Below are 22,217 nucleotides of genomic sequence, written 5' to 3'. Positions count from 1 at the left end.
GGACCGGCTCCGGGGCGGCATGGTGGACAAGCCATGCCGACCTGCCCATTATCTGGGTGCGATGGCCATTCAGGGCCATGCGTGATGAGATATAGGGGAGGAGCTGGATCATGGCACAGGGCAGAACCGTACTGGTAACCGGGGGAACGTCCGGTATCGGGCTGGCAATTGCGGAGACGTTCGCCCGGGCGGGGGACAGCCTCATCCTGCTGGGCAGCAGCCCGGAGCGTGACTACACCAAGGCCGTGCAGGCGGTGCAGGCTGCCGGGCGTGAGGCCGGGCACGACGTGCAGGTCTGTGCTCATGGGGTGAACATCACGGATTTTGATGCCGTGAAGGCCCTGCTGAAGACCATCAGCGACAGGGTGGGCCTGCTGGACGTGCTGGTCCATTCCGCAGGTGTTTTCTTCAACACGCCCATCACGGATGAAACACCCGATGCGTTCGACAGGGTGATGCGCATCAACGTCAATGGCATGTGGCACATCGTGCAGGCCGCCCTGCCTTTCATCCGGCGGAAAGAGGGTGACGTGCCGGGCGGGAAGGTCGTGGCCATTTCGTCCATCTGCGGATTTTACAGTTTTGCCGGCTATGCGGGCTATGCCGCCAGCAAGGCGGCGGCCACGGCTTTGGTCCGCAGTCTGGCCCTCGAGCTCGGCCCGTTGGGCATCAACATCAATGCCGTGGAACCGGGCCGTGTGAAGACCTCCATGCATGATGCACTGATCAACGATCCCTCACAGGCGGATGCCCTCAGGGCCGTGGCGGAGGCCAATCCCAGCAAGCGGACCTTCTCCTCGCCGGAGGACATCGCTGCCGTGGTGCAGTTCCTTGCCAGCCCGGGGGCGGTGGCCCTGCACGGCTCGGCCATCGTGGTGGATGAAGGAACATCGCTCGGTCTCGTCTAGGCCATACATCCCGTCATCATGATGCTGGAGCTTGAGGTCTCCCCCGGTGCGGGGATGCTTGAAAGCCGGGGAGGCCTCTCCCATATCTGCTCCATCTTTCAGCGGCGGGGCAGGCTGGCCGCCGAAGATGGAGCACATACGGAGCCTGCCATTTTGGAGGAGAGCAACGCATCATGAGTGATGGCAAAAACGCAGCGGAGATGCAGCAGCACAGTTTCAGTGCCGAGGTCGGGCAGCTGCTCGATCTGGTTGTCCATTCCCTTTATTCCGATCGGGAAATCTTTCTGCGTGAGCTGGTCGCCAATGCGGCTGATGCCATGGACAAGCGGCGGTTCGAGGCCCTGACCAACCCGGCCCTGTCCCTGCCGGAAGTCCCGTCCATCCATATTTCCACCGACAAGGACGCAAAGACCATCACGCTGTCCGATGACGGACTGGGGATGAGCCCGGAAGAGCTGACCCAGAATCTTGGCACCATTGCCCGTTCCGGCACCAAGGCGTTTGGTGAGAAGCTGAGCAATGCCAAGCCGGAGGAGCGTCCGAACCTGATCGGTCAGTTCGGTGTGGGTTTCTATTCCGCCTTCATGGTGGCGGACAAGGTGGATGTCGTCTCCCGCCGTGCCGGTGAGGATGTGGCCGCCCGCTGGGTGTCCGAAGGCAAGGGCTCCTACAGCCTTGGCCCTGCCGAGCGTGACCGCCCGGGCACGGACATCGTCCTGCACATGAAGGATGATGCTGAGGAATTCATTGATCCGTGGCGTCTGCGTGGCATCATCCGCAAATGGGCCAATCACATCGCCTGGCCAGTCGTGCTGCACGAGCCGGACGAGGATGGCAAGGAGAAGGAAGAGACCATCAATGAGGGCAAGGCCCTCTGGCTGCGTCCGAAATCCGAGATCACGTCCGAGGAATATACCGAGTTCTACCGCCATGTGGCCCGTGCGTTTGATGAGCCGTACGCCACGCTGCACTGGAAGGCCGAAGGCACGGTCGAGTTCGCCTCCCTGCTGTTCCTCCCCGGTGCCCGTCCGTTCGACTTCATGGAGCAGAGCAGCCGTGAGAGCCGCCTGCACCTGCATGTGAAGCGCATGTTCATCACGGATGAAGCCAGTCTGGTGCCGAACTGGCTGCGTTTCGTGCAGGGTGTGGTCGATACGGATGACCTGCCGCTGAACGTCTCCCGCGAGATGCTTCAGTCCACTCCGGTTCTGGCCCGCATCCGCAAGGCCGTGACCAAGCGTGTCATCAGCGAGATCAAGAAACGGGCGCAGGAAGGTGGCGAGTCCTTCACCGGTTTCTGGAACAATTTCGGCCTCGTCATCAAGGAAGGGCTGTGGGAAGATTCCGAACACCGGCAGGAAATTGCCGAGTTCTCCCGCTTCCACTCCACACATGATGATGAGCTGACGACGCTGGACGACTACATCGGCCGCATGAAGCCGGAGCAGGAGACCATCTATTATCTGGTCGGGGACAATCTGAAGGCCCTCAGGGCTTCTGCCCAGCTGGAAGGGTTCCGTGCCCGTGGGCTGGAAGTCCTGCTGCTGTCTGATGCCGTGGACAGCTTCTGGCCGGACCGTCTCCATTCCTACAAGGACAAGACCTTCCGTTCCGTGGCCCAGGCGCATGGTGATCTCGAGAAGTTCGCACCGGAAGCCGAAGAGCAGGGCGAAGCAGCCAATGTCGAGAAGCTGACCCCCGCCCTGAAGGACGCTCTTGGTGAGGCCGTGAAGGATGTCCGCAGCACCGTACGTCTGACAGGCAGTGCCGTGGTGATGACGAGCGAGGGTGGGCCGGACCTGGCCATGCAGCGTCTCATGCGCCGTTCCGGTCAGGAGATGCCTGCCCTGCCGCCGGTGCTGGAGATCAACCCCCGCCATCCGCTCATCCGTGCGCTGGCCGAACGTGTGGAGAAGGGCGAGAGCGTCGCAGAACATGCCCGCATCCTTCTGGACCTTGCCCGTGTTCAGGAAGGCGAGGCCCTGCCCGACCCCAGCGGCTTTGCCCGCACGCTCGCAGGCCTGCTTGCCGGGACTGTCGAAAAGTAATCTCAGGCAGATCGTCTGATGAAAAGGAAGGGGCTGCACGCCGGGTCGTGCAGCCCCTTTTCTGTTGAGCCTCAGTCTTCGTCCGTCAGCAGCGCAGGCAGGACTTCCTTGAGGCTGCGGGACGCATTCCGGCTGTTCTGGCGCAGCTCCGTGAGGATGGCGGCATCCTCTGTCAGGGAGAGTTTTTCTGCCAGCAGCAGGAGCAGGGCAAGGGAGGTACGCAGCCGGGCGATGCAGCCCGCAATGTCCAGCATCACGCCCAGAAGATGGACAGGCACATCCCCCGAGGGAAAGCAGGTCACCACCGTGTCCAGCAGGCCAGAGAGCGTGTCGGAGTCGTTGCGGGGTTTTTCCCCATGCGTGCGGAGGAGGTGGGCGATCTGCCGCTCCTGCTCCCGGTTCTGGTCCAGGATGGTGGTGATCCAGTGCTGGAGAGGGGGGGGAGCGGCCGGACGGCTGAGCAGCTCCAGCAGGCTCTCCCGCAACGTGCCCGTCAGGACCAGATGGGCATGGAGGCGGTCACGGTAAGTACGGCGTATGGAGGGCTGTTCGGCAGGATGACGTGGCACGTCTGTCTCCATGACGAAAAGGGGAAGGAAACCTTCATGGGTGCCCTGTCCTTCGGCGGAAGGCAAGCCCGTTCCAGTGGAGCTGGTCAGGTTTCGTGCGGCTGCTGGGGGCGTTGCGCATAATGGCGGGCAATGACGGTGCAGACAAAGAGCTGGAGCTGGTGGAAGATCATCAGCGGCAGGACGATGATTCCGGCCGAACCGGGAAAGATGACGCTGGCCATGGTCACGCCGGATGTCAGGGCCTTCTTGGAGCCGCAGAACTGTAACGTGATGTCATCCTCGATGCTCTGGCCCATCATCCGGCCCAGCAGATAGGTGAGCCCGAGGGCCAGGGCGAGCAGCAGGGCATCCGCCACCCCGACACCGGCCAGCAGGATGAGCGGAATGCGATGCCACAGCCCCTGAAGCACCGCTGCACTGAAGGCGGAATAGACCAGCACGATGATTGAGCCACGGTCACTGCATGAGATGAGAAACTTGTGGCGGTGGACAACCGGCCCCAGCCAGCGTTGCACGCACTGGCCCAGAATGAAGGGCAGGAGCAGTTCTTCTGCCACGTTCAGGATGGTCTGAAGACCGGACCCGCCACTGCTGCCGTGATCAAAGAAAAGGCCACAGAGCAGGGGGGTGATGAGGATGCCCAGAATGTTCGAGACCGTGGCCGCACAGATGGCGGCCGGGACGTTGCCCCGGGCCATGGAGGTCAGGGCAATGGAGGACTGTATGGTGGAGGGCAGACAGCAGAGGAACAGCATCCCGGCCCAGAGGTCCGGCCCCAGAAAACCGGTGGAGGACAGCCGGTAGGCAAGCCAGTACATGCCTGCCCCGAGCAGGGGGAACACGGCAAAGGTGATGAGCAGCGTGCAGCCCTGCAACCGCCAGTTTTTCACGCTGTCGAGCAATGCACGGCGTTTCAGCTTGGCCCCCTGGAAGAAGAACATCAGCATGATGAGCAGTGATGTCAGGCGGGAGAGCCAGGGCTGCCACACAACAGGGCAGGGCAGGAAGGAGGCCAGCAGAACAGCGCCGATCAGGCACATCAGGAAAGGATCAAGGCGTTTCATCGGGCGGTGTCCCTGCAAGGCTGTGGCATCATGGTGGCGAAAGCGTGCCCTGTATGGGGCCGCTGGTACAGAGGGACGGTAAAACAGAAGGTTCGGGCTGCCAATGCGTGGCACCAGGGAAAGATGTCCGTTCCGTGTCACGGTCAAGGAATGGCTTGCCAGAGAGGGCTGGAAAGAGGCATTTTCCCGGCAGGCCTTCGGATAGGGCCATCTCCATCAGATCGTAGAGAGGGGGGTCAGAGGATGACCGTCAATCGACGTATGGTTCTGGGATCATTTCTGGCGGCAGGTGCCCTTCTGGGCAATGGCAGAGCCCGTGCAGCCGTTGGGGGTGGAGGCAGCGCCGCACCGGCACAGCCCAACAATGCCCATGCCGAGCCGGGCAATGCGGCGGCGGCGGCTCCGCAGCCCGTGCATGAGACACTGGCCGACAAGCAGTACCGCCCCCGCATCCATTTTTCACCCTCCACCGGGTTCATGAATGATCCGAACGGGCTGATCTTTGATGGACGCTATTACCATCTCTATTACCAGTACAATCCATTTGGGCCTTATGCAGGCCATGTGCACTGGGGCCATGCCGTCAGCACGGACCTCTATACATGGCAGGATCTGCCGATTGCGATTCGGGAGACGGAAGCCGGAGAGGCCTACAGCGGCTGTGCCGTGCTGGACAGGGACAACCGTTCTGGTCTGTTTCCGCCCCGCACGCAGGACAAGCCTCAGCCGGGGTCGGTCGAGACAGCTGCCCAGAAGGCCGCCCAGCTTTTTCCGTCACTGCCGGAGGATGAGCAGGCACGGCGCCTTGTGGACAGGCAGTCGCACGATCTTCTGAAAGGGGCGAATTCCTCCCCCAGCCTGCTGAAGGAGCTGGGGGATGATCCTGTCTCCCGCGAGCAGTCACCCGTCCCCATGTCTCCGGCCCTGCCGCCAATGGCGGGTGGCCTGGTCGCCATCTATACACGGGCAACGCCGCAGCGGCAGACACAGTATATCGCCTGGAGCCCTGACGGAGGGCAGACGCTGAAGGATTATGAAGGGAACCCGGTGCTGGATATCGGGCACAATTCCTTCCGTGACCCCAAGGTGTTCTGGCATGCCCCGACTGAAAAATGGGTCATGGTCGTGGTGCGCTCCCGGGAGCACAAGGTGTCCTTTTATGGGTCATTCGACCTGAAACACTGGATGCATCTGAGTGATTTTGGCCCATCTGGCATTACTGGCGTGGATTATGAATGTCCGGGGCTGGCCGAGGTAGAGGTGGAAGGTGAGACGCCCGGTGAAAAACGCTGGGTCCTGTTCGTGTCCATCAATCCCGGTGGACCGCAGGGGGGCAGCATCACGCAGTATTTTGTCGGCCAGTTCGATGGTGAGCGCTTCACGCCGGATGATACGATCGTGGATCTGACAGATTTCGGCAAGGACAGCTACGCCCTCCAGACTTATGAGAACATGCCGGGCAATCAGACGGTCTATGTCGCCTGGCTGGACAACTGGCAATATTGTGAGGAGCTGCCCAACAAAAGCTGGCGTGGCGTCATGACCATTCCTCGCAAGGTTGTGCTGCGGCGTGACACGTCAGGCTGGCTGCGTATCGCCCAGACTCCTTATGCTCTGGAGGCCCTGCGGCGTCCTGCCATCCCATTCACCCTGTCCCGTCTGGAGCCCCAGAGCAGTCGGCAGGTGTCTATGCCTACCGGCGAGGCCGTGGAGCTGCTGCTGGATGTCTCTCTGGAAGACCGGGGCAGTACCCTGCCAGATGGAGACCATGGGCGTGCCGGACGTTTTGTCGTGGCCTTCTCCAACCATCAGGGAGAGAGCCTGAGCATCGGTTTTGATGGTTTCTCCTGCCAGCTCTGGCTGGACAGGAGCAACCTGCATGGCTTTACCCATCCCTTCTTCACGGGCACCTTCTCTTCTGCCCTTGTCCCGGGCAGCCGCCGTTTCAACCTGCGGATCGTGCTGGATGCCTGTACGCTGGAGGTCTTCGCCAATGAGGGCATGTCCGTCGGCACGGCTCTGATCTATCCGGCCAACCCTCTGGAGACGCTGAGTTTCCAGGTCACCAATGCGGCAGCTGTCATTCATCAGATGGCTCTGTATCCCCTGCGGCAGACGATGGACCGCATGGAACAGGGGTAACGGCCCTTTGTTCTGGCGCCCCTCTCTGCCCCGAAGGTGGGAGGGGCGCCGTTTCTGTCAGATGACAGCCAGCGTTTCCTTGCCATCAGGTGGCGGGAAGGCTGCATCAAGGGCTGCCAGATCGTCATGGGAGAGCCGGATTTCCTGAGCGGCGATGTTGAGGGCCTGATGATGGGGCGTGCCGGCTTTGGGAATGGCGATCATGTTCCTGCGACGCAGCACCCATGCCAGGGCAATCTGCGCCGGTGTGGCGCGGCCGAGGCTGGTTTCATGCTGGTGGGCAATGGCCCGCAGGGCAGGGTGATGCAGCAGCTCGCCCCCTTGGCCGATCGGGCAATAGGCCATGCTGGTGATGTGCGCCTGTTCGTCCCGTGGCAGCAGGTCATACTCCGTGCCACGATATTCCAGGCTGTAGAGAATCTGGTTGACGAGAGGATAGGCTCCCAGCTCAGCCAGATCGTTCATGTCGGCCGTATCGAAATTGGAAACCCCCCAGTCCCGGATCAGCCCCCGTTCCTTCAGTGTTTCAAAGGCGTAGAGTGTTTCAGTGAAGGGAGTGGAACCGGGCCAGTGCAGGAGATAAAGGTCCAGATGGTCCGTGTTGAGATGTCTCAGCGAGCGTTCGCAGGCTTCTATCGTTCCTCTGGAGGTGGCATTGCCCGGCAGGACCTTGCTGATGAGAAATGCCTGATCCCTTCGCCCCCGCAGGGCTTCGCCGACCACCTCTTCTGAGCGGCCATGGCCGTACATTTCTGCCGTATCGATGATTCTGAGGCCAGAATCCAGCCCGCTCTGCAGGCTGTGGACTTCGTGGGCCCGCAGGGCTGCATCATCGCCCATACGCCATGTGCCCATGCCGAGCGCTGGAAGCGTGATGCCGTTTCTGAGTGTGACAGTAGGATAGGGAGTCGTGGTCATATGATATCCTTCCCTTGGGCACGGACGAGCGGACTCGCCCCCGTGTGCACAGGGTAAGCCTGTGCCGGACGGAGGAAAAGGCATTTCGCACGGAGGTCCTGCCACGCCATGGGAGAAGAGGCGCTTTGTGGCGGACGTCAGCCAGTTTTTCAGGGAATAAAAAATGGTGCCCAAGGGCGGGATCGAACCACCGACACTGCGATTTTCAGTCGCATGCTCTACCAACTGAGCTACTTGGGCACCGGGCCATGGCAGCAGGGCCACCCGGCTATGGAGAGGGGTTTACCCTATGCAGGGCGGGTTATCAACCCTCTTTGCAGAAGAAAATGCACGGATCAGCGGGCTGATTCAGCGGGTTATGGCCCCCGGGATCAGGGCCTGTGGCGGGAGGTTTCCTTCACCAGCCGTGCGGCCTCGGCCTCCAGTTCTTCCGGGTCGTTGTCCTGCCGCAGGGACGGCACACGGTAATCCCCCTTGAACCAACGGCCAAGGTCTACATCAGCGCAGTGCTGGGAGCAGAACGGGCGGAAGGCGGGCATGGTGGGTTTCTGGCAGATCGGGCAGCTCATGAGAGACTCCAGCAGGATGATGGAGACACGGGATGACTGAGGAGGGTAAGGCGATGGCCTGTGAGATGGAAGAGGTCTTCCAGCGCCCCGGAATCGGCTTCAAGTGCCTGGATGATGGCTGGTGGTGCGTGGAGCCGGTCGCCCCTCAGCCCCTCACTGGCGATGCGCTGGAGGATGGCCAGCCCTTGCCCGTGGGGTGAGGCATACAGCTCATGCAGCGGGGCCCGATGGCGGGGGCGGGTCATTTCCAGCAGGCCACCGGGCGTGATGCCGGTGATGCGGGGCTGGAGCGGGTCCTGCTCCCTGTCCGCTGCCTTGCGGAGGAACGGGACAAGGGCGGGCCGTTTGCTGCTGCGGACACCTGCCGGGTCGATCAGGATGGTACCGGAGAGATTGCGCAGCCGGATTTCCCGCAGGAGTGGGCCGAAACAGGCCAGATTGGCGGCAAAGTCCGGGGTCTGATGGGCGTCCAGATCAATGGCGGTGAGGGCATGGGTGGGCGTGATATGGGCTGTCAGCGGTCCGACCTGGGCATCCGGGCTGGTCAGGGCGGCCCAGTCGGCCTCCAGAACCTCATCAAAGCTGCGGCTTACCCGGTGCAGGCGGGCATGAAGATGGGACGGCAACCGGGCCGCCAGGGCGGCACTGTCGGTCAGGATGGGGCAGTCTGATGGGGCCAGCCCCAGAATCTCATCCAGTGGCGTGGGACCGGATGTGAGACGGCGGGGGGCGGTTCCGGCCTCCATGTCCTCCGGCCATGGGAGGGCACGCAGGCGCAGGCCCTTGCCATTCTGTGCCGAACGGGTCACCTGGGCACGGACGAGACTGCCTTCGGGAGGGAGTTTGCGCCCTTTCATGAAGCCCGTACAGGCTGGACTGGCCAGCTCGACGAAAGCCCCGCCCAGGGCTGGCGCATGGGCGGTGATGCGGACGATATGGACATCCCCCCAGCCATCCGGCGCACCGGGCCGCCAGAGGGCAGCATCCAGCAGCGCATCGTCCTTCAGCAGGGCGATGCGGATTTCTCCGGGCGCACTGGCAAGACGGATTTCCATGCCGTGTCAGCGCAGCCAGTGCTGTCCGGCGGGCAGGGGCTGACCCCGGAGCAGCTGGGCGGTCTCGAACAGGGGCAGGCCGATCACGCCGGAGGGGCTTCCCCCGACCTGTCGGATGAAGGCGGCCGCCTGTCCCTGAAGGCCATAGCCACCAGCCTTGCCGTGCCAGTCTCCCCCTTCGATGAGGGCGTCAATCTGCCGGGGTGTCAGGCGATTGAAGATGACATGGCTTTCCACCACACGTTCGCAGTAGCGGCCTCCGGCCCAGTCTGCTGTCGGCTGGCAGACCACGGCGGTGAAAACCTTGTGGCGGCGGCCGGAGAGAAGGGTGAGGCAGCGGCGGGCTGTCTCGGCATCTTCTGCTTTGGGCAGGATGCGCCGCCCGGCCGCCACGACCGTGTCAGCCCCGATGATGAGGGCGGGACCATCATGGCGGGCGGCGACATGGGCCGCCTTGGCCCGGGCCAGCCGCAGCGCATGGGGACGGGGAAGTTCGTCCTTCTGCGGGGTTTCATCCAGGTCTGCCGGGCAGACAGCATCCGGCTCCACCCCGATCTGGCGGAGCAGGGCGATGCGGCGGGGCGAGGCAGAGGCCAGGATGAGGGCGGGCCGGGAGGAATCAGCCATGAGGGAAGAGATGGTCCTGTCTTCCGCTGTCTTACTTGAAGCGGAAGGTGATGCGACCCTTGCTGAGGTCGTAAGGGGTCATCTCGACATTGACCCGGTCACCGGCCAGCACGCGGATGCGATTCTTGCGCATCTTGCCGCTCGTATGGGCGAGAATGGTGTGCTCATTGTCCAGCGTGACGCGGAACATGGCATTGGGCAGAAGCTCAGTCACCGTGCCGGTAAATTCGATCAGGTCTTCTTTAGGCATGAATATCCCTTGCAGGAAGTGGGTAGAAACTGTGTGGGCCACGGGCCAGCTCTGGAGAGGCCTGGCCTGCAGCCCCGTCATGACGGCGCATTATGTGCGGGCACGGAGGTGGGACGTCAAGGTTTTTTGCTGGGTGGAGCGGGATCAGGCAGGCGGGCTTTGGCCTGCCAGCAGTACCATGCCAGTGTGGAGCGATGGGGACTGAAGCCCATCGTGGCGTCCCGCAGCTGGCGGGGTGTGGGGCGGACAGGCAGTTTTTTCAGCCTCTTCCATCCTTCCTGAACGCCAAGATCGCCCGCTGGCAGGACATCCGGTCTGTTGAGATGGAAGATGAGCAGCATTTCGACTGTCCATTGTCCCACGCCACGCAGGGCTGTCAGCTGTTTTATCAGTGTGGCGTCATCCAGCTGGCGGGCTTCAGCGAGGCTGGGTACCAGCCCGTCCAGCCGTCCCCGGGCGATGGCCCGCAGGCTGGCGGCCTTGGTGGCGGAAAGGCCGCAGCGACGCAGGGTGGCATCATCAAGGGCCAGAAGTTCCTGTGGTGCAGGGGGCGGCCCGTTTTCGTCATGGTCGGCCCCAAGGGCGCAGAGACGCCTGAAGATGGTCCTGGCCGCAGCATTGTGGAGCTGCTGGCCCGTCACAGCCTTGATGAGTGAGGCATAGGGATCGACTGTCTGCGGGTCTGGCGCAGCCTGTTCGTGCAGGCGGCAGGGGCCGACGGTGGCGATGAAGGCTGCCAGATCGGCATCCCGGGCAAGGCAGGCAGGTGGATGCATGGAACGGACTTTCTTCATGGGGCTGATGGTGGTGGAAGGGGGTTACACAAAAGTAGCGGTGGGGCACTTTTCCGGTGATGACAATATGGCCCTTTTTGAGGCACAAGGGAGGGGTCATGATCCTTATCAGTCTGCGCCCCTCTTTTTGCCAGCGGGTTTTCCGCCCGTGACGATGCAGGACGCCCCTTTGCAGAGGCGCCGGGAGCGGCTGGGAGATCATGCCGAACCCGTGGCCGGGTTGCGGACTGAAGCGCGCACCCCCATGCGGCGGACGCAGGTTCTGGTCGATCCACCACTGTTCGGGCCGCTGTTTCTGGCGGCCAGTGTCCATGGCATTGCCCTCTGGCTGATGATGCAGACCAGCGCTGCCGTGCATGGTACGCCAAATGGTGCACAGCAGCCGCAGGTGGAGATGGTGTTTGATGCCCCTCCGGCAAAGCACAGCATGAAGGGGGAGCCGACACATGAGGTTGGTGGTGCGGCCAGCGCTCCGGCGCCGACCACGCCGGAGGAGGCAACCCCAGCCCCGATGGAGCCGACGCCTCACACGCCGTCTTCCCCGCCGACGGCCCCCTCACCTACCGGGGAGCTGACCCGTGCGGAGATGTCGGAAAAGCCGCTCTCCAGGGCTGCTCCCCGTCGCCCCCGCCGGAGCCGGGCAACCCCGACGCATCAGCGTATGACCCGGCAGAGCGAGACGAACCCTTTCGCTCACCCGATGGATCTGTCCTTTGATGGTGAGCCAGCCTTGCATCCTCACAAGCGGGGGCGCCATGGGGGGACACGGGGGCCGGTCGATTTCTCTCTCGGGCCGCTCAGCCTGAATGGGCAGATCAATGCGCCGTACAAGACGAGCAGCAGTGTCCGGGGTGTCAGCTCCGATTATGGGAGCGAGATTGACCGTTGGGTGCGGAACCACATGTTCTATCCCGATGAGGCTGTGCAGAACGGGGAGGAGGGGCCATCCTCCGTCCATGTAGTGATTGACAGGAGCGGGAAGGTCATCCGTGTGCGGCTGACGGATTCATCAAACTCTTATGCGCTGGATGCCGCCACGACAGGCATGTTCCAGGGGGCGCAGCTCCCTCCCGTTCCGCCGGACATGCAGGGTGACCATTTTGATCTGGATGTGACGATCCATTACATGCTGATCCGCCATTAGGGGCTCTGGCCAGCGCTCCCCCTGTGGTCAGGAGAGGGAAAGGGCGTTAAGTTGCGGGGCCTGCCGGTCGGGTCCGGTCGGCTCTTGTCCAGAAATATTGCAGGGAAAGTGGGCTGTTCATGCGCTTCTGTCGTAAGCTGCTGCTCTCAGGGCTGTGTGTGCCTCTCCTCGGACTGGGGGGGTGCCTGCAGGTGTACAAGCCATTTGCCCATAATCCGGGCAATCAGGCCCAGCATCTTGTCAGGGACAACATTCCGCCTGCCCGACTGGCCGTGCCTGTTCCCGTGCCAGAGAAAGCGCCATGGCGGGCGCCTACGGCCATGTGGGCACGGGATGTCGTGATCGCCCTGGTGGGGCAATCCATTCCTGCCGTGGCAAAGGTGCCGGAGCCGGGGGACTGGTGGGTCAGGCTGGGGGCTGTCCGGGCGGAGAATGGGGGTATCCGCCCCCGCTATGCGATTGTCGGGCCGGATGGCAAGGTGAAGGCCCGTGGCTTTGGTGCCGTGATTGATGAGGAAGGCTGGCGCAGCGCCGACCCGGCGGCCCTGAACACGGTGGCCCTCCAGATGGCCCCGGAAATCGCCCGTGAGCTGACAGAGATACAGACCCGCATGATGATGGATGACCCGCAGAGTCTCATGCACCGTTCGGCCCGCATCTGTTTCGAGGGGGTACAGGGCGCCCCGGGTGATGGCAACAAGTCTCTGGCCGAGGCGTTCTACATGATGCTGCCGGACAGCCACAACAGTGTGCAGACCACACGCACTGGGGCGGATTACATCGTGAAGACCGTGGTCAGCATCAAGTCTTCACCGGACGCTCCTCCGCCGGGAGAGGGGCCGAAACAGCAGGTTACCATCGTCTGGCACGTGACAACCCCACAGGGCGTGGAGGCCGGGGCGGCCACGCAGGTTCATGATGTTCCCGCACATTCTCTGGATGGCCCATGGGCTGATGTGGCCGGTGCTGCGGCGCAGGAGGCTGCCGAAGCGGTGAAGACCATCGTTACCAACTATTCAGGCCGGTCTCGCAAGGCGGCGACGGCTCCGTCCGATATTGGCGGGGATGCGTCCCGTGAGAAGGATGGCATGAAAAAATTCGTTGCAGGGCCGGAGCCGGAGGGCAGTGCCCCCAGATGATGGCAGCCCAGCCTTTCTGGGAACAGACGGAACGGGGACATTTCCTGCTACAGGGAGTGTCCCCGTTTCTCTGAAATCCCGCACAGGATAGACGTTTCCTCGAATGGACAGGGTGTATCAACCAACTTATACAGGTTGCAGATTGATATTTGCTGGCCTGTCATGCGTTCCATTTTTCTGAAATGTCTACTGGTTTCATGGGTCGTTGTGCATTGTCAGCCTGTATTGGCCGACGTTTATCATCCTGACTTTGACTGTAGCCGGATGGACAGGAACGAACCGGGGCAGGTTCTTCTCTGTTCGGATTCTGATTCAGCCAGAAGTGAACTGGTTCTGGATCAGGCCTATTATGCCCTGCGCCATCAGAGTGCGGCCTACAGTCTTCCCCAGCTGAAGGCGGAGCTGATCCATGATCTTGCACCGTTGCAGGCGTGTTTTTCACCGGCGGGTGTGCAGGGAGAGAGCCAGGCTCAATGCTACCAGCGGGTTGTGGCGCAGGTTGCGGACAGATACCGCTCCCGCCTGACAGGTCGTGCGCATGAGGAAGCGACCCGTCCGATTGATGCCCATATTGCCCTGCAAAGAAAACTGCAGGCGCTCGGCTTTCTGCCGGCTGCCGTCGTGCCGGATGGCGTATATGGCGAGGCGACCCGGCGGGCCATCCTGCGCTGGCAGGAGCAGGCCGGGCAGCCCAGCCGGGACGGATTTCTGGGAGATGATGATGCCAGGGTGCTGATGCCGGACCTGGCTGTTGCTCCGGCCCCATCTGAGGCTTCTCCGTCCCCACCTGAACGTGCTGCACCCCGTCAGGCAGAGGCAGGCACAGTCGGCGGGGATGGACCGGTTGCGTCCGTCCTGCGGCAGAGTGGAACAGCCGGTGCGGCCGGGCCTCAGCCATCCCCGCCGTCTCCAGACAGTACGGTTCCCCAGCAGGAGGCTGCATCTCCCCAGACAGAGGATCATGAAACGGCAGGGGGACTTTTTTCCCTGCTGTCCGTGCCGTTCTGGTTGCTGGGGGCTGTCATTCATATGTGCGGGGCCGTTCTGGCGGGCGTCTGGCACGTGCTGATCTTCATCCTTCTTTTGCCCGTAAGACTCGTCCGGTTGATCTGGAGCTTCATCACCTGGCTGTTCAGCTGGAAGGGGCTGCTTCTTTTGATTGTCGGCCTGATTGTGAATGGCCTCCGCTCTGCAGAAAAGAAGGATGATTCCGCCCAGTCGTCAGAGTTTCCGTCCAGGGAGGAAGAGGAGGCCTATCAGCAGTCCGGACTGTTGTGGAGCAGCTTTTATGAGGGGACAGGGGTTCGCCCTATAAAGGATCTCATCGAACTTCTTCTGGAGAAGCGCAGGGATGACGCTTTCGATTTTCTGAAGGCTCTGCTGGAAAGGGAGGCAGGGTCTTTGCCTGCCACCCTGCGGGTCCTGTTCTTTCAGGCCCGGCAGGAAAAGAGCTGGAAAGGCTTCCAGCGTTTTTCCATAGAGGTTCTGGCGTTTCTGCGGGAGCATTTTCAGGCAGGCAGTGAAGAGGCGGCGCAGGAGCAGCAGGAGCGGGAACAGGCCTATCGCCGGGCCAGACAGTCCGGCTCCGCCCCACCGGAGGATGAGCCCTGGCATATCGTGCTGGAGGTTTCTGCAACGGCCTCTGCCGAGGAGATCACGGCCTCATACAGGCGGTTGATGAAGCAGCATCACCCGGACCGCTTTGCGCAGGAGGGAGGTGCTGCCTACGAGGCAGCCGTGGTAAAAAGCAAGAAGATTACCGAAGCCTACCGCTATGCCAAAACACTGAAACAGTTCTCGGAAAAGACAGGCCGGACGTCCCGGCAGAAACCGGAACCTGAGACGGATCCGCCACCTTCCGGCTTCGCCTCCAGCAGGGAGCAGGAAGCGTATCAGGCGGTCGGGATGATGTGGGCTGGCTGGATCAGTGAGCTGGCTCTTGCTGATGGTCAGCTTCTGCTGGACCATCTCGTGGCCCGGCGCCTGCGGGAGGCGTTCCGGTTTCTGTCTGCGCTGGTGCAGCCGATGGGTGGCGAGACCGCCCGGAACGTGCTGGAGGAGTTGGAGGCTGGCCGTTCATGGCAGGATTTCCGGCGTTGTTCGGTGCATGTGCACGGTCTGCTGCTTCAGGTGAACAGGGCAGAGACGGCCAGAAAGCGGCGGCGGCAGGAACAGCAGAGAGCCTGGGAGAGGGAAGAGGCAGAGCGGCGGCGTGAACAAGCCCGGCGGGACTGGCAGCGGGCCAGAAATGCGCCCCCCGCGTACAGGGCCTGGCATGTTGTGCTGGAGGTCTCCGAGAGGGCTTCCAATGAGGAGATCACCAGTGCCTACAGGCGGCTTGTCAAGCAGCACCATCCAGACCGTTTTGCCCATGTTGGCGGGGACGTCTATCAGGAGGCTGTCCGCCGGACGGCGGAAATCACACAGGCCTATCGTCATGTGCGGCAGTACCGGCGGTTCTGACCCGTGGGCGTGGACGGGAGAGCATACGGCATTTCATGGTAAACAGGTGGTAAATTAATCGTTCCGAAATAGGTCTGCTGGAAAATCATGACATTGATCGGGCGGGCTGATAGAAGGAGCTGAACCGCATCTTACCGTCCTTCTATGAAAAGTACCCGTCATGAAGATCGTTGCCTGCAACAGTAACCTGCCTCTGGCCCAGGCTGTGGCTGATGAGCTTGAAATCCCTTTGTGCAAGACATCCATTCGCCGCTTTGCGGATGGTGAGGTGTTTGTCGAGATTCAGGAAAACGTGCGTGGGGAGGACATGTTTGTCCTTCAGAGCACCTGCATGCCAACCAATGATCATCTGATGGAACTTCTTGTCGTGCTGGATGCCCTGCGGCGCGGCTCTGCACGCCGTGTCACGGCGGTGATGCCTTATTTTGGCTATGCCCGGCAGGACCGCAAGTCCGGTCCCCGCACGCCCATCAGTGCCAAGCTTGTCGCCAATCTGCTGACAGAAGCGGGTGCCAACCGCATCCTGACGATGGACCTGCATGCCATGCAGATTCAGGGTTTTTTCGATATTCCCACGGACAACCTCTACGCAGCACCGCTCTTTGTGCGGGACCTGATTTCCCGTCACCCGGACCCGGGAAAACTGATGATCGTTTCGCCGGATGTGGGTGGGGTGGTGCGGGCCCGTCAGCTGGCCCGCAGGCTGAATGTGGACCTGGCCATCATCGACAAGCGTCGTGAGCGCGCTGGTGTGTCTGAAGTGATGAATGTGATTGGCGATGTGTCCGGCCGTTTCTGCGTACTGGTGGATGACATCATCGATAGTGGCGGGTCTCTCTGCAATGCTGCTGAAGCCCTGATGAAGCACGGTGCTGCCGGGGTGGAGGCCTATGTGACGCATGGTGTGCTGACAGGCAATGCCTGCAAGCGGGTGCAGAGCAGCCCGCTTTCCATGCTGACCCTGACAGACAGCATCCCTGCGACGGATGAGCTGAAGGCAACGTCCAACATCCGGCAGATTCCTACGGCCAATCTGCTGGGCCGTGCCATCCGGGCCGTGGCGGATGAAAGCTCGGTCTCCACTCTTTTTGACTGAGATCTTTTTGATTGAGAGGTGCTTTGCGTGGCCAGGGGCATGAGACAGGTCCCGCCACGCTCTGACGGGATTTTGGGGAGGGTCAGGAAATGACACAGCTTCGGGCAGAACCGTACTGGTTTCTCCGTCATGGTGAAACGGACTGGAATGCACGCCATCTCTCCCAGGGGCGGACGGATATTCCCCTGAATGAGACCGGCCTGACACAGGCCCGCCTGGCAGGCCGCCAGCTGGCAGACCTGTTCGAGGCGGGGATGCGGCCCTTCACGCATATCGTAAGCTCTCCGCTCAAGCGGGCTTTCGTCACAGCCGAGCATGTGCGGGATGCGATCCGGGATCGGACGGGCCTTGATCTGCCGCTGATAAAGGATGCAGACCTTCAGGAGGTCAGCTTTGGTGTGCAGGAAGGCCAGCCGATGGGAGACTGGTACAATACATGGATCAACGGCACGTTTGTCCCGGAAAAGGGTGAGGATTTCCTCACGCTGAAGACCCGTGGTGTCCAGGCGCTCAACAGGGCGCAGGAGGCTGGAGAGGGAGCCCCCCTGATCGTGGCGCATGGGGCATTGTTCCGTGGGCTGCGGGCAGCCATGGGGCTGGAGATCAATGTCCGTCTGCCCAATGCCGTGCCACTGAAGGCCACGCCGGAGGAAGAAGGCTGGGTGTTGAAACTGCTTTCGGCCTGAGATTTTCCCCGCTGAAGAAAAGGCCGCTTCCGTCTCTGTCAGGAAGCGGCCTTTTTCATGTCTGGATGGTTTGGCGGCCGTCAGCTTACCACGGCACAAGCGTGGTGGAGAGGCGTTTGGCATCCTTCGGGCTGACACCGAGGTCATTGCGGTTCCACCATCCCCCGCCGAGAGCCTGGAACAGGCCGACCGTGTCGGAAAGGCGGGTGACCTTGTCCTGTGCGACGGAAATCTGGTCCTGCGCCACGGCCATGCGGGCCTGTGCCACGTCAATCTGGCTGTTGTCCCCCAGCCTGTGCTGGGCTTCTGCAATGTGCAGGGCCTGTGTGGCGGCGTCCAGCCCATTCTGGTCGGCCAGAAGTGTGCTGCCATCCAGCTCTACGGCATGGAGGCTGTCTGCCACATCGCTGACGGCAGACATGATGGCAGCCTTGTAATATTCCTTGGCCTGTTCGTAATTGGCTTTGGCTTCCCGCTGGGCATGAAGCAGTGACCCTCCCTGGAAAATGGGTTGGGTGACCGTGGCAGCCAGCATCCAGTTGCCCATCCCGGGCTTGAACATCTTGCTCATGCTGTCCACAGCCTCGCCCGGCAGGGCACTCAGCTGCACATTGGGGAGGCGGTTGGCAATGGCAATGCCGAGCTGCGCCCCGGCAGAGCGGATCTGCGCCTGTGCAGAGGCGATGTCAGGCCGTTGCAGGAGGAGCTGGGCCGGCAGGCTGACGGGCAGCTGATGCGGCAGGGTGAAGTCTTTCAGCTCGAAGATGGGCAGGTCCGCATTGGGGCTGAGGCCCACCAGAGTGGCCAGCTGGTCCCGGGTCTGGGCAAGCTGTGTCCGGAGAGGAGGTAGATCCGCCTGAAGTTGCGCCAGCGAATCCCGCAGCAGGAGCTGGCTCTGGCGGGACTGGTCCCCCAGGCCGACCTGATTCTGATTGATGCGGACCATGGCTGCCTGCTGGGCGATCAGAACTTCCTTGGCACGGATCTGCTCACGGAGACCCGCCTCGGTGATGGCCGTGTTGACGATGTTGGAGATCATCGTCAGCGTCGTGGCCTCCAGCTGGAAGCGCTGGATATCTGCCTGGGCTTTGGCGTTGCGAATGGCGAGGCGGGAGCCACCCCAGAGATCGGGCACATAGCCGATGTTCAGCTGGGCCGTGTGCAGGTTATAGAGCCATTCATTATTGTTCGGCACGGGCGAGAGTGCCTTGGAAGTCTTGTTGCGTGTCGGAATGAACTGGGCAGAAATGCTCGGATAGAGTGACGCACCCTCAACACGGCGCTGCTCCCATGCTGCCCGCAGGCCAGCCTGCATGGCTTTCAATGTCTGGTTGTTGGTCAGGGCCAGCTCCACCATCTGGTTCAGACGGGGATTCTGGAAGGCCTCCCACCATCGGCCGGGAACATCTGCCCCGGAGATGAACTGCTGGCGGTGGAGGAGGCTGTCGCTGCTTCTGTCCCGTCCAGCTTCAGACTGGGTGATGTTCTTCTGGCTGTATCCTGTCCTCTCTGGCAGGGGGGGAATGTCCTTGGAGGAAGGGCCGACAATGCAGCCCCCCAACCCGGCAGCCATGCCGCCAAGAAGAACACTGGCCAGCAATCGGGAGGAACGGCCCCTCATGCAGGGGGTGGAATGCTGTTTCATGTCAGGCCTCCTGCTCTTTCTGGCTGGTCCTGCGGCTGACCCATTCTTCCAGACGGCAGAAGCAGACTGGCAGGATGAAAAGGGTCAGCAGGGTGGCAATGCCCAGCCCACCGACAACGACCGTTGCCAGGCCACGCTGCACATCGGTTCCCACACCTGTGGCCAGAGCGGCGGGCAGCATTCCGACACTGGCCACGGTTGCTGTCATCAGCACGGGGCGGAAGCGTTCGGTTGCTCCCAGCCGGGTGGCCTCCCGTATGTTGCCACCAGCACCAAGATGACGGTTGATGTTGGATACCATGATGATCCCGTTCTGGATGGCTACACCAAACAGGGCGATGAAGCCGACCGCCGTGGCAATGTTCAGTGTTTCGGCCCGTAGATGCAGGGCGATCAGCCCGCCCAGGGCGGCAAGTGGCACAATGCCGATGATGAGCAGCGCATGGCGGAACTTCTGGAACTCCGCATAGAGCAGCCCCAGCATGACGGCGAACATGACGCCCAGGGCTGCCACGAGGCGGACCTGGGCGTGCTGGGCCTCCTGGAAGGTTCCGGCCCATTCCAGACGGAACTTCTGGTGGTCGTAATGGACGTTCTGGTCGATGAGCTTCTGGGCATCGTCAAGGTAGAGGGACATGGGCCGGTTGCCATTATCCACCTGAAGGGTGATCTGCCGCTCGCCCATCTCATGGGCGATGCTGCTTTCACCCATCTGGAGACGGATATGGGCAATTTCAGCCAGAGGGATGGCACTGCCATCACCCGTAATCATGGGAATCTGGCCCAGAAGCTGGAGGTTGGAACGCTGCGTGTTGTCGATGCGCAGGGTCGCATTGTAGAAGCGGTCGCCCTCAATCACGCTGGTCAGCGGGGCATCGCCGATGGCGCTGTTGATGACATCCGTTACATCATTGATGCTGATGCCATAACGGGCGGCTTTCAGCCGGTCTGGTGTGATTGCAATCTGTGGAATCTTGGGTTCCTGGAAGATGTCGGCCTGCACGGTGCCGGGTACCTGCCAGAGCTGCTGGACGACCTGCTTGCCAAGGGCACGCAGGCCCGAGAGGTCATCCCCATAGATGCGCATGACCAGCGGGCTGTGCGCTCCGCCAAGCTGATCGCTGAGATTGTCCTCGATCGGCTGACTGATGGAGAAGGAAATGCCAGCGATCTTGTTCAGGCGGGCCCGGAGTTTCGTGATGAACTCGGCTTTGGTCTCGCCGTGGGCCCACTGGTTGTAGGGCGTCAGGCCAACGGGCATTTCGATGTGGGAGGGCGTCCATGGGTCCGTACCATCATCCGAGCGACCAAGCTGCGTTATGGCATAGGATGTCTCCGGGAACTCCCGTACCGCACGACGGATTTCCGAAGCCTTTTCCTGCCCTTTTTCCAGTGAGATGCCCGTTGGCATCTGCACCTGGAGCCACAGCGCCCCTTCATCAAGGTCAGGCAGGAACTCCCGGCCCGTCGTGACCCCAAGGGCAATGACGGTCACCAGTGCCAGTCCGGCACTGACGAAGGGGATGACAGGGTGATCAATCAGATGGCGGAGCAGGGCGTCATAATATTTGTGCAGCCAGTCCAGTGGCCTGTTGTGCCAGATGGGCCGTGGCTTGCGCAGGGCCAGGAAGGACATGGTGGGTGTCAGGGCCAGGGCGCAGAGCAGCGCTCCCAGCAGGGCGAAGCTGACTGTCCAGGCCATGGGGCGGAAGATTTTGGCCTCGCTGCCTTCAAAGGCGAAGAGGGGACTGTAGGCCACCACGATGATGATGGTGGAGGCGAAGATGGCCCGGCCCGCACGGCGGGTGATGGCAAGAATGTCCGGCTGGTTCAGCGGGAGGTTGGGGTGCTCCTCCCTGTGGCGGAGGATGACCTCGGTGATGACGATGGCTCCATCGACGATCACGCCAAAATCCACGGCTCCGAGGGAGAAAAGGTTGGCCGCCATGCCGCAGGCCCGCATGAGGATGAAGGCGAATGACAGCGCAAAGGGAATGGTCACTGCCGTGATGGCGGCACTGCGGGGCGAGCCCAGGAAGAAGGTCAGGATGACCAGCACGAGGCCGATCCCCTCAAGAATCGTTTCGCTGACCTTGTCCGTTGTGGATTTTACGAGGTTGTCACGGTCCAGATACGGAACAATGCGGATATGTTTGGGTTTGAGCTGTGTCTGGAGCTTGGCGACGGCAGCGTGCAGGTCATCCAGCACCTGTGAGGGATTGGCGCCCCGCAGCATGGTAACGACCCCTTCGATCGTATCCGGATTGCCGTTTTTCCCAAGCATCCCTTCCCGGACCTGATGGCCGAATTCGATCCGTCCCAGCTCGGAGAGGAAAATGGGAACACCATCATGATGGCCGATGACGGTGTTGCGCATGTCCTCCAGAGAGTGGATCTGCCCCACGCCACGGATAATGTAGGACTGCTCACCACGGGTGACGCGGCCACCACCAGCATTGGCATTGCTGTTGCGGATGGCGTTCATCACATCGCTGATGCTGATGCCAAAGCGGATGAGGGCGTTGGGGTCGAGGATCAGCTGATATTCCCGGGTGAAACCGCCGAAATTGTCGATGTTCACCACGCCGGGCACCCGCTGGAGGGCGGGAATGATCTCCCACCGCTGCACGTCGGAGATGGTCATGAGGTCCTGATCGTCGGACTCGACCGTATAGCGGTAGATTTCTCCGCTGGCCCCGCTGATGGGGCCAAGGGAGGGCTGGGCACCGCCTGTCAGCTGGAGGCCGTCAAGCTGGCTCTGCACCAGCTGGCGGGCACGGTAGATGTCCTCTCCATCCTTGAAGATGAGCGTGATGAGCGAGAGGCCGAATGTCGTGCTGGAGCGGCTCTCCACAACACCGGGGACGGCTGCCAGTTCACGCTCGACAGGCGTGGTGACCTGATGTTCCATCTCCTCGGCAGCAAGACCGTTGACCTGCGTGGTGACCAGAACACTGGCCGGGCCGAGGTCCGGGTAGGCTTCCACGGGCAGCTGTTTCCACGCCAGCATTCCGGTGACGAACAGAGCTGCGGTAAGAAAAGCGACGGCCTTGCGGTGACCAAAGCACCATGTGATGAATTTCTCGATGAACATGAC

Annotated in this window: 18 protein-coding genes and 1 tRNA gene; 8 read left to right on the top strand and 11 right to left on the bottom strand. The window is 61.8% G+C overall.

The window, feature by feature from the left end; translation table 11 throughout:
• Positions 1-110: 110 nt before the first annotated feature.
• Together DTQ13_RS04080 and htpG are read left to right on the top strand one after the other, a co-directional pair.
• Positions 111-908 (top strand): SDR family NAD(P)-dependent oxidoreductase, encoded by a 798-nt coding sequence (locus DTQ13_RS04080; RefSeq protein ID WP_043559094.1) that lies wholly within the window; start codon positions 111-113, stop codon positions 906-908.
• A 173-nt stretch (positions 909-1,081) separates the two neighbouring features.
• A complete protein-coding gene (htpG, locus tag DTQ13_RS04075; RefSeq protein ID WP_248461170.1) occupies positions 1,082-2,956 on the top strand; it encodes a molecular chaperone HtpG in 1,875 nt (624 codons plus the stop codon).
• Between the two features lie 71 nt (positions 2,957-3,027).
• Here the strand turns inward: htpG and DTQ13_RS04070 are convergent, their stop codons facing one another.
• Positions 3,028-3,525, bottom strand: a complete 498-nt coding sequence (locus tag DTQ13_RS04070) for a DUF892 family protein (protein ID WP_248461169.1) — start codon at positions 3,523-3,525, stop codon at positions 3,028-3,030.
• A gap of 86 nt (positions 3,526-3,611) precedes the next feature.
• Positions 3,612-4,592, bottom strand: coding sequence for a bile acid:sodium symporter family protein (locus DTQ13_RS04065; RefSeq protein ID WP_043559087.1), 981 nt, complete (start codon positions 4,590-4,592; stop codon positions 3,612-3,614).
• Positions 4,593-4,835: 243 nt separating this feature from the next.
• Between DTQ13_RS04065 and DTQ13_RS04060 the strand changes: the two genes are divergently transcribed.
• Positions 4,836-6,734, top strand: coding sequence for a glycoside hydrolase family 32 protein (locus DTQ13_RS04060; protein WP_248461168.1), 1,899 nt, complete (start codon positions 4,836-4,838; stop codon positions 6,732-6,734).
• A 57-nt stretch (positions 6,735-6,791) separates the two neighbouring features.
• Here DTQ13_RS04060 and DTQ13_RS04055 read toward each other — a convergent pair whose 3' ends face one another.
• From DTQ13_RS04055 to DTQ13_RS04025, 7 genes are all read right to left on the bottom strand, one after another.
• Positions 6,792-7,652, bottom strand: a complete 861-nt coding sequence (locus DTQ13_RS04055) for an aldo/keto reductase (protein WP_192848685.1) — start codon at positions 7,650-7,652, stop codon at positions 6,792-6,794.
• A 164-nt stretch (positions 7,653-7,816) separates the two neighbouring features.
• Positions 7,817-7,892, bottom strand: a tRNA-Phe gene (locus tag DTQ13_RS04050).
• A 131-nt stretch (positions 7,893-8,023) separates the two neighbouring features.
• Entirely contained in the window at positions 8,024-8,221 is a 198-nt protein-coding gene (locus DTQ13_RS04045; RefSeq protein WP_086431592.1) for a DNA gyrase inhibitor YacG, read from the bottom strand.
• Entirely contained in the window at positions 8,218-9,276 is a 1,059-nt protein-coding gene (locus DTQ13_RS04040) for a ribonuclease E/G (RefSeq protein ID WP_248461167.1), read from the bottom strand. The genes DTQ13_RS04045 and DTQ13_RS04040 overlap by 4 nt, the downstream gene beginning before the upstream one ends.
• A gap of 6 nt (positions 9,277-9,282) precedes the next feature.
• Positions 9,283-9,903, bottom strand: a complete 621-nt coding sequence (locus DTQ13_RS04035) for a Maf family nucleotide pyrophosphatase (protein WP_081562418.1) — start codon at positions 9,901-9,903, stop codon at positions 9,283-9,285.
• Between the two features lie 31 nt (positions 9,904-9,934).
• Entirely contained in the window at positions 9,935-10,153 is a 219-nt protein-coding gene (gene infA / locus DTQ13_RS04030; protein WP_043559458.1) for a translation initiation factor IF-1, read from the bottom strand.
• A 116-nt stretch (positions 10,154-10,269) separates the two neighbouring features.
• A complete protein-coding gene (locus tag DTQ13_RS04025) occupies positions 10,270-10,929 on the bottom strand; it encodes a DNA-3-methyladenine glycosylase (RefSeq protein WP_043559077.1) in 660 nt (219 codons plus the stop codon).
• Between DTQ13_RS04025 and DTQ13_RS04020 the strand changes: the two genes are divergently transcribed.
• The 5 genes from DTQ13_RS04020 (at position 10,928) to DTQ13_RS04000 (ending at position 17,475) form a co-directional block, all read left to right on the top strand.
• Positions 10,928-12,091 (top strand): energy transducer TonB, encoded by a 1,164-nt coding sequence (locus DTQ13_RS04020; RefSeq protein WP_227449735.1) that lies wholly within the window; start codon positions 10,928-10,930, stop codon positions 12,089-12,091. The genes DTQ13_RS04025 and DTQ13_RS04020 overlap by 2 nt on opposite strands.
• A gap of 119 nt (positions 12,092-12,210) precedes the next feature.
• On the top strand, positions 12,211-13,230 hold the full coding sequence (locus DTQ13_RS04015) for a hypothetical protein (protein ID WP_248461166.1): 1,020 nt from the start codon (positions 12,211-12,213) through the stop codon (positions 13,228-13,230).
• A gap of 225 nt (positions 13,231-13,455) precedes the next feature.
• Complete coding sequence (locus DTQ13_RS04010) at positions 13,456-15,693, top strand: DnaJ domain-containing protein (protein ID WP_248461165.1); 2,238 nt, start codon at positions 13,456-13,458, stop codon at positions 15,691-15,693.
• A gap of 160 nt (positions 15,694-15,853) precedes the next feature.
• Entirely contained in the window at positions 15,854-16,789 is a 936-nt protein-coding gene (locus DTQ13_RS04005) for a ribose-phosphate pyrophosphokinase (protein WP_043559073.1), read from the top strand.
• 89 nt (positions 16,790-16,878) lie between these two features.
• Positions 16,879-17,475 carry a histidine phosphatase family protein gene (locus DTQ13_RS04000; RefSeq protein WP_043559071.1) on the top strand — a complete coding sequence of 199 codons (597 nt, stop codon included), beginning with the start codon at positions 16,879-16,881 and terminating at the stop codon, positions 17,473-17,475.
• An 85-nt stretch (positions 17,476-17,560) separates the two neighbouring features.
• On the opposite strand, the gene DTQ13_RS03995 is transcribed toward DTQ13_RS04000, so the two are convergent.
• The gene (locus DTQ13_RS03995; RefSeq protein ID WP_081562414.1) at positions 17,561-19,120 is read right to left on the bottom strand and encodes an efflux transporter outer membrane subunit; all 1,560 of its coding nucleotides are present in this window, start codon (positions 19,118-19,120) and stop codon (positions 17,561-17,563) included.
• 1 nt (position 19,121) lies between these two features.
• Positions 19,122-22,214, bottom strand: a complete 3,093-nt coding sequence (locus DTQ13_RS03990) for an efflux RND transporter permease subunit (protein WP_043559068.1) — start codon at positions 22,212-22,214, stop codon at positions 19,122-19,124.
• Between the last annotated feature and the right edge of the window lie 3 nt (positions 22,215-22,217).

It is taken from the genome of Parasaccharibacter sp. TMW 2.1888, assembly GCF_023167265.1.
GTDB classification, from domain to species: Bacteria; Pseudomonadota; Alphaproteobacteria; order Acetobacterales; family Acetobacteraceae; genus Bombella; species Bombella apis.
This window is presented reverse-complemented; position numbering and strand designations above follow the sequence as displayed.

Coding starts and splice junctions, on each gene's coding strand:
- DTQ13_RS04080 (WP_043559094.1), top strand. CDS start 111: ATGGCACAGGGCAGAACCGTACTGGTAACCGGGGGAACGTCCGGTATC.
- htpG (WP_248461170.1), top strand. CDS start 1,082: ATGAGTGATGGCAAAAACGCAGCGGAGATGCAGCAGCACAGTTTCAGT.
- DTQ13_RS04065 (WP_043559087.1), bottom strand. CDS start 4,592: ATGAAACGCCTTGATCCTTTCCTGATGTGCCTGATCGGCGCTGTTCTG.
- DTQ13_RS04060 (WP_248461168.1), top strand. CDS start 4,836: ATGACCGTCAATCGACGTATGGTTCTGGGATCATTTCTGGCGGCAGGT.
- DTQ13_RS04055 (WP_192848685.1), bottom strand. CDS start 7,652: ATGACCACGACTCCCTATCCTACTGTCACACTCAGAAACGGCATCACG.
- DTQ13_RS04045 (WP_086431592.1), bottom strand. CDS start 8,221: ATGAGCTGCCCGATCTGCCAGAAACCCACCATGCCCGCCTTCCGCCCG.
- DTQ13_RS04040 (WP_248461167.1), bottom strand. CDS start 9,276: ATGGAAATCCGTCTTGCCAGTGCGCCCGGAGAAATCCGCATCGCCCTG.
- DTQ13_RS04035 (WP_081562418.1), bottom strand. CDS start 9,903: ATGGCTGATTCCTCCCGGCCCGCCCTCATCCTGGCCTCTGCCTCGCCC.
- infA (WP_043559458.1), bottom strand. CDS start 10,153: ATGCCTAAAGAAGACCTGATCGAATTTACCGGCACGGTGACTGAGCTT.
- DTQ13_RS04020 (WP_227449735.1), top strand. CDS start 10,928: ATGGAACGGACTTTCTTCATGGGGCTGATGGTGGTGGAAGGGGGTTAC.
- DTQ13_RS04025 (WP_043559077.1), bottom strand. CDS start 10,929: ATGCATCCACCTGCCTGCCTTGCCCGGGATGCCGATCTGGCAGCCTTC.
- DTQ13_RS04015 (WP_248461166.1), top strand. CDS start 12,211: ATGCGCTTCTGTCGTAAGCTGCTGCTCTCAGGGCTGTGTGTGCCTCTC.
- DTQ13_RS04005 (WP_043559073.1), top strand. CDS start 15,854: ATGAAGATCGTTGCCTGCAACAGTAACCTGCCTCTGGCCCAGGCTGTG.
- DTQ13_RS04000 (WP_043559071.1), top strand. CDS start 16,879: ATGACACAGCTTCGGGCAGAACCGTACTGGTTTCTCCGTCATGGTGAA.
- DTQ13_RS03995 (WP_081562414.1), bottom strand. CDS start 19,120: ATGAAACAGCATTCCACCCCCTGCATGAGGGGCCGTTCCTCCCGATTG.
- DTQ13_RS03990 (WP_043559068.1), bottom strand. CDS start 22,214: ATGTTCATCGAGAAATTCATCACATGGTGCTTTGGTCACCGCAAGGCC.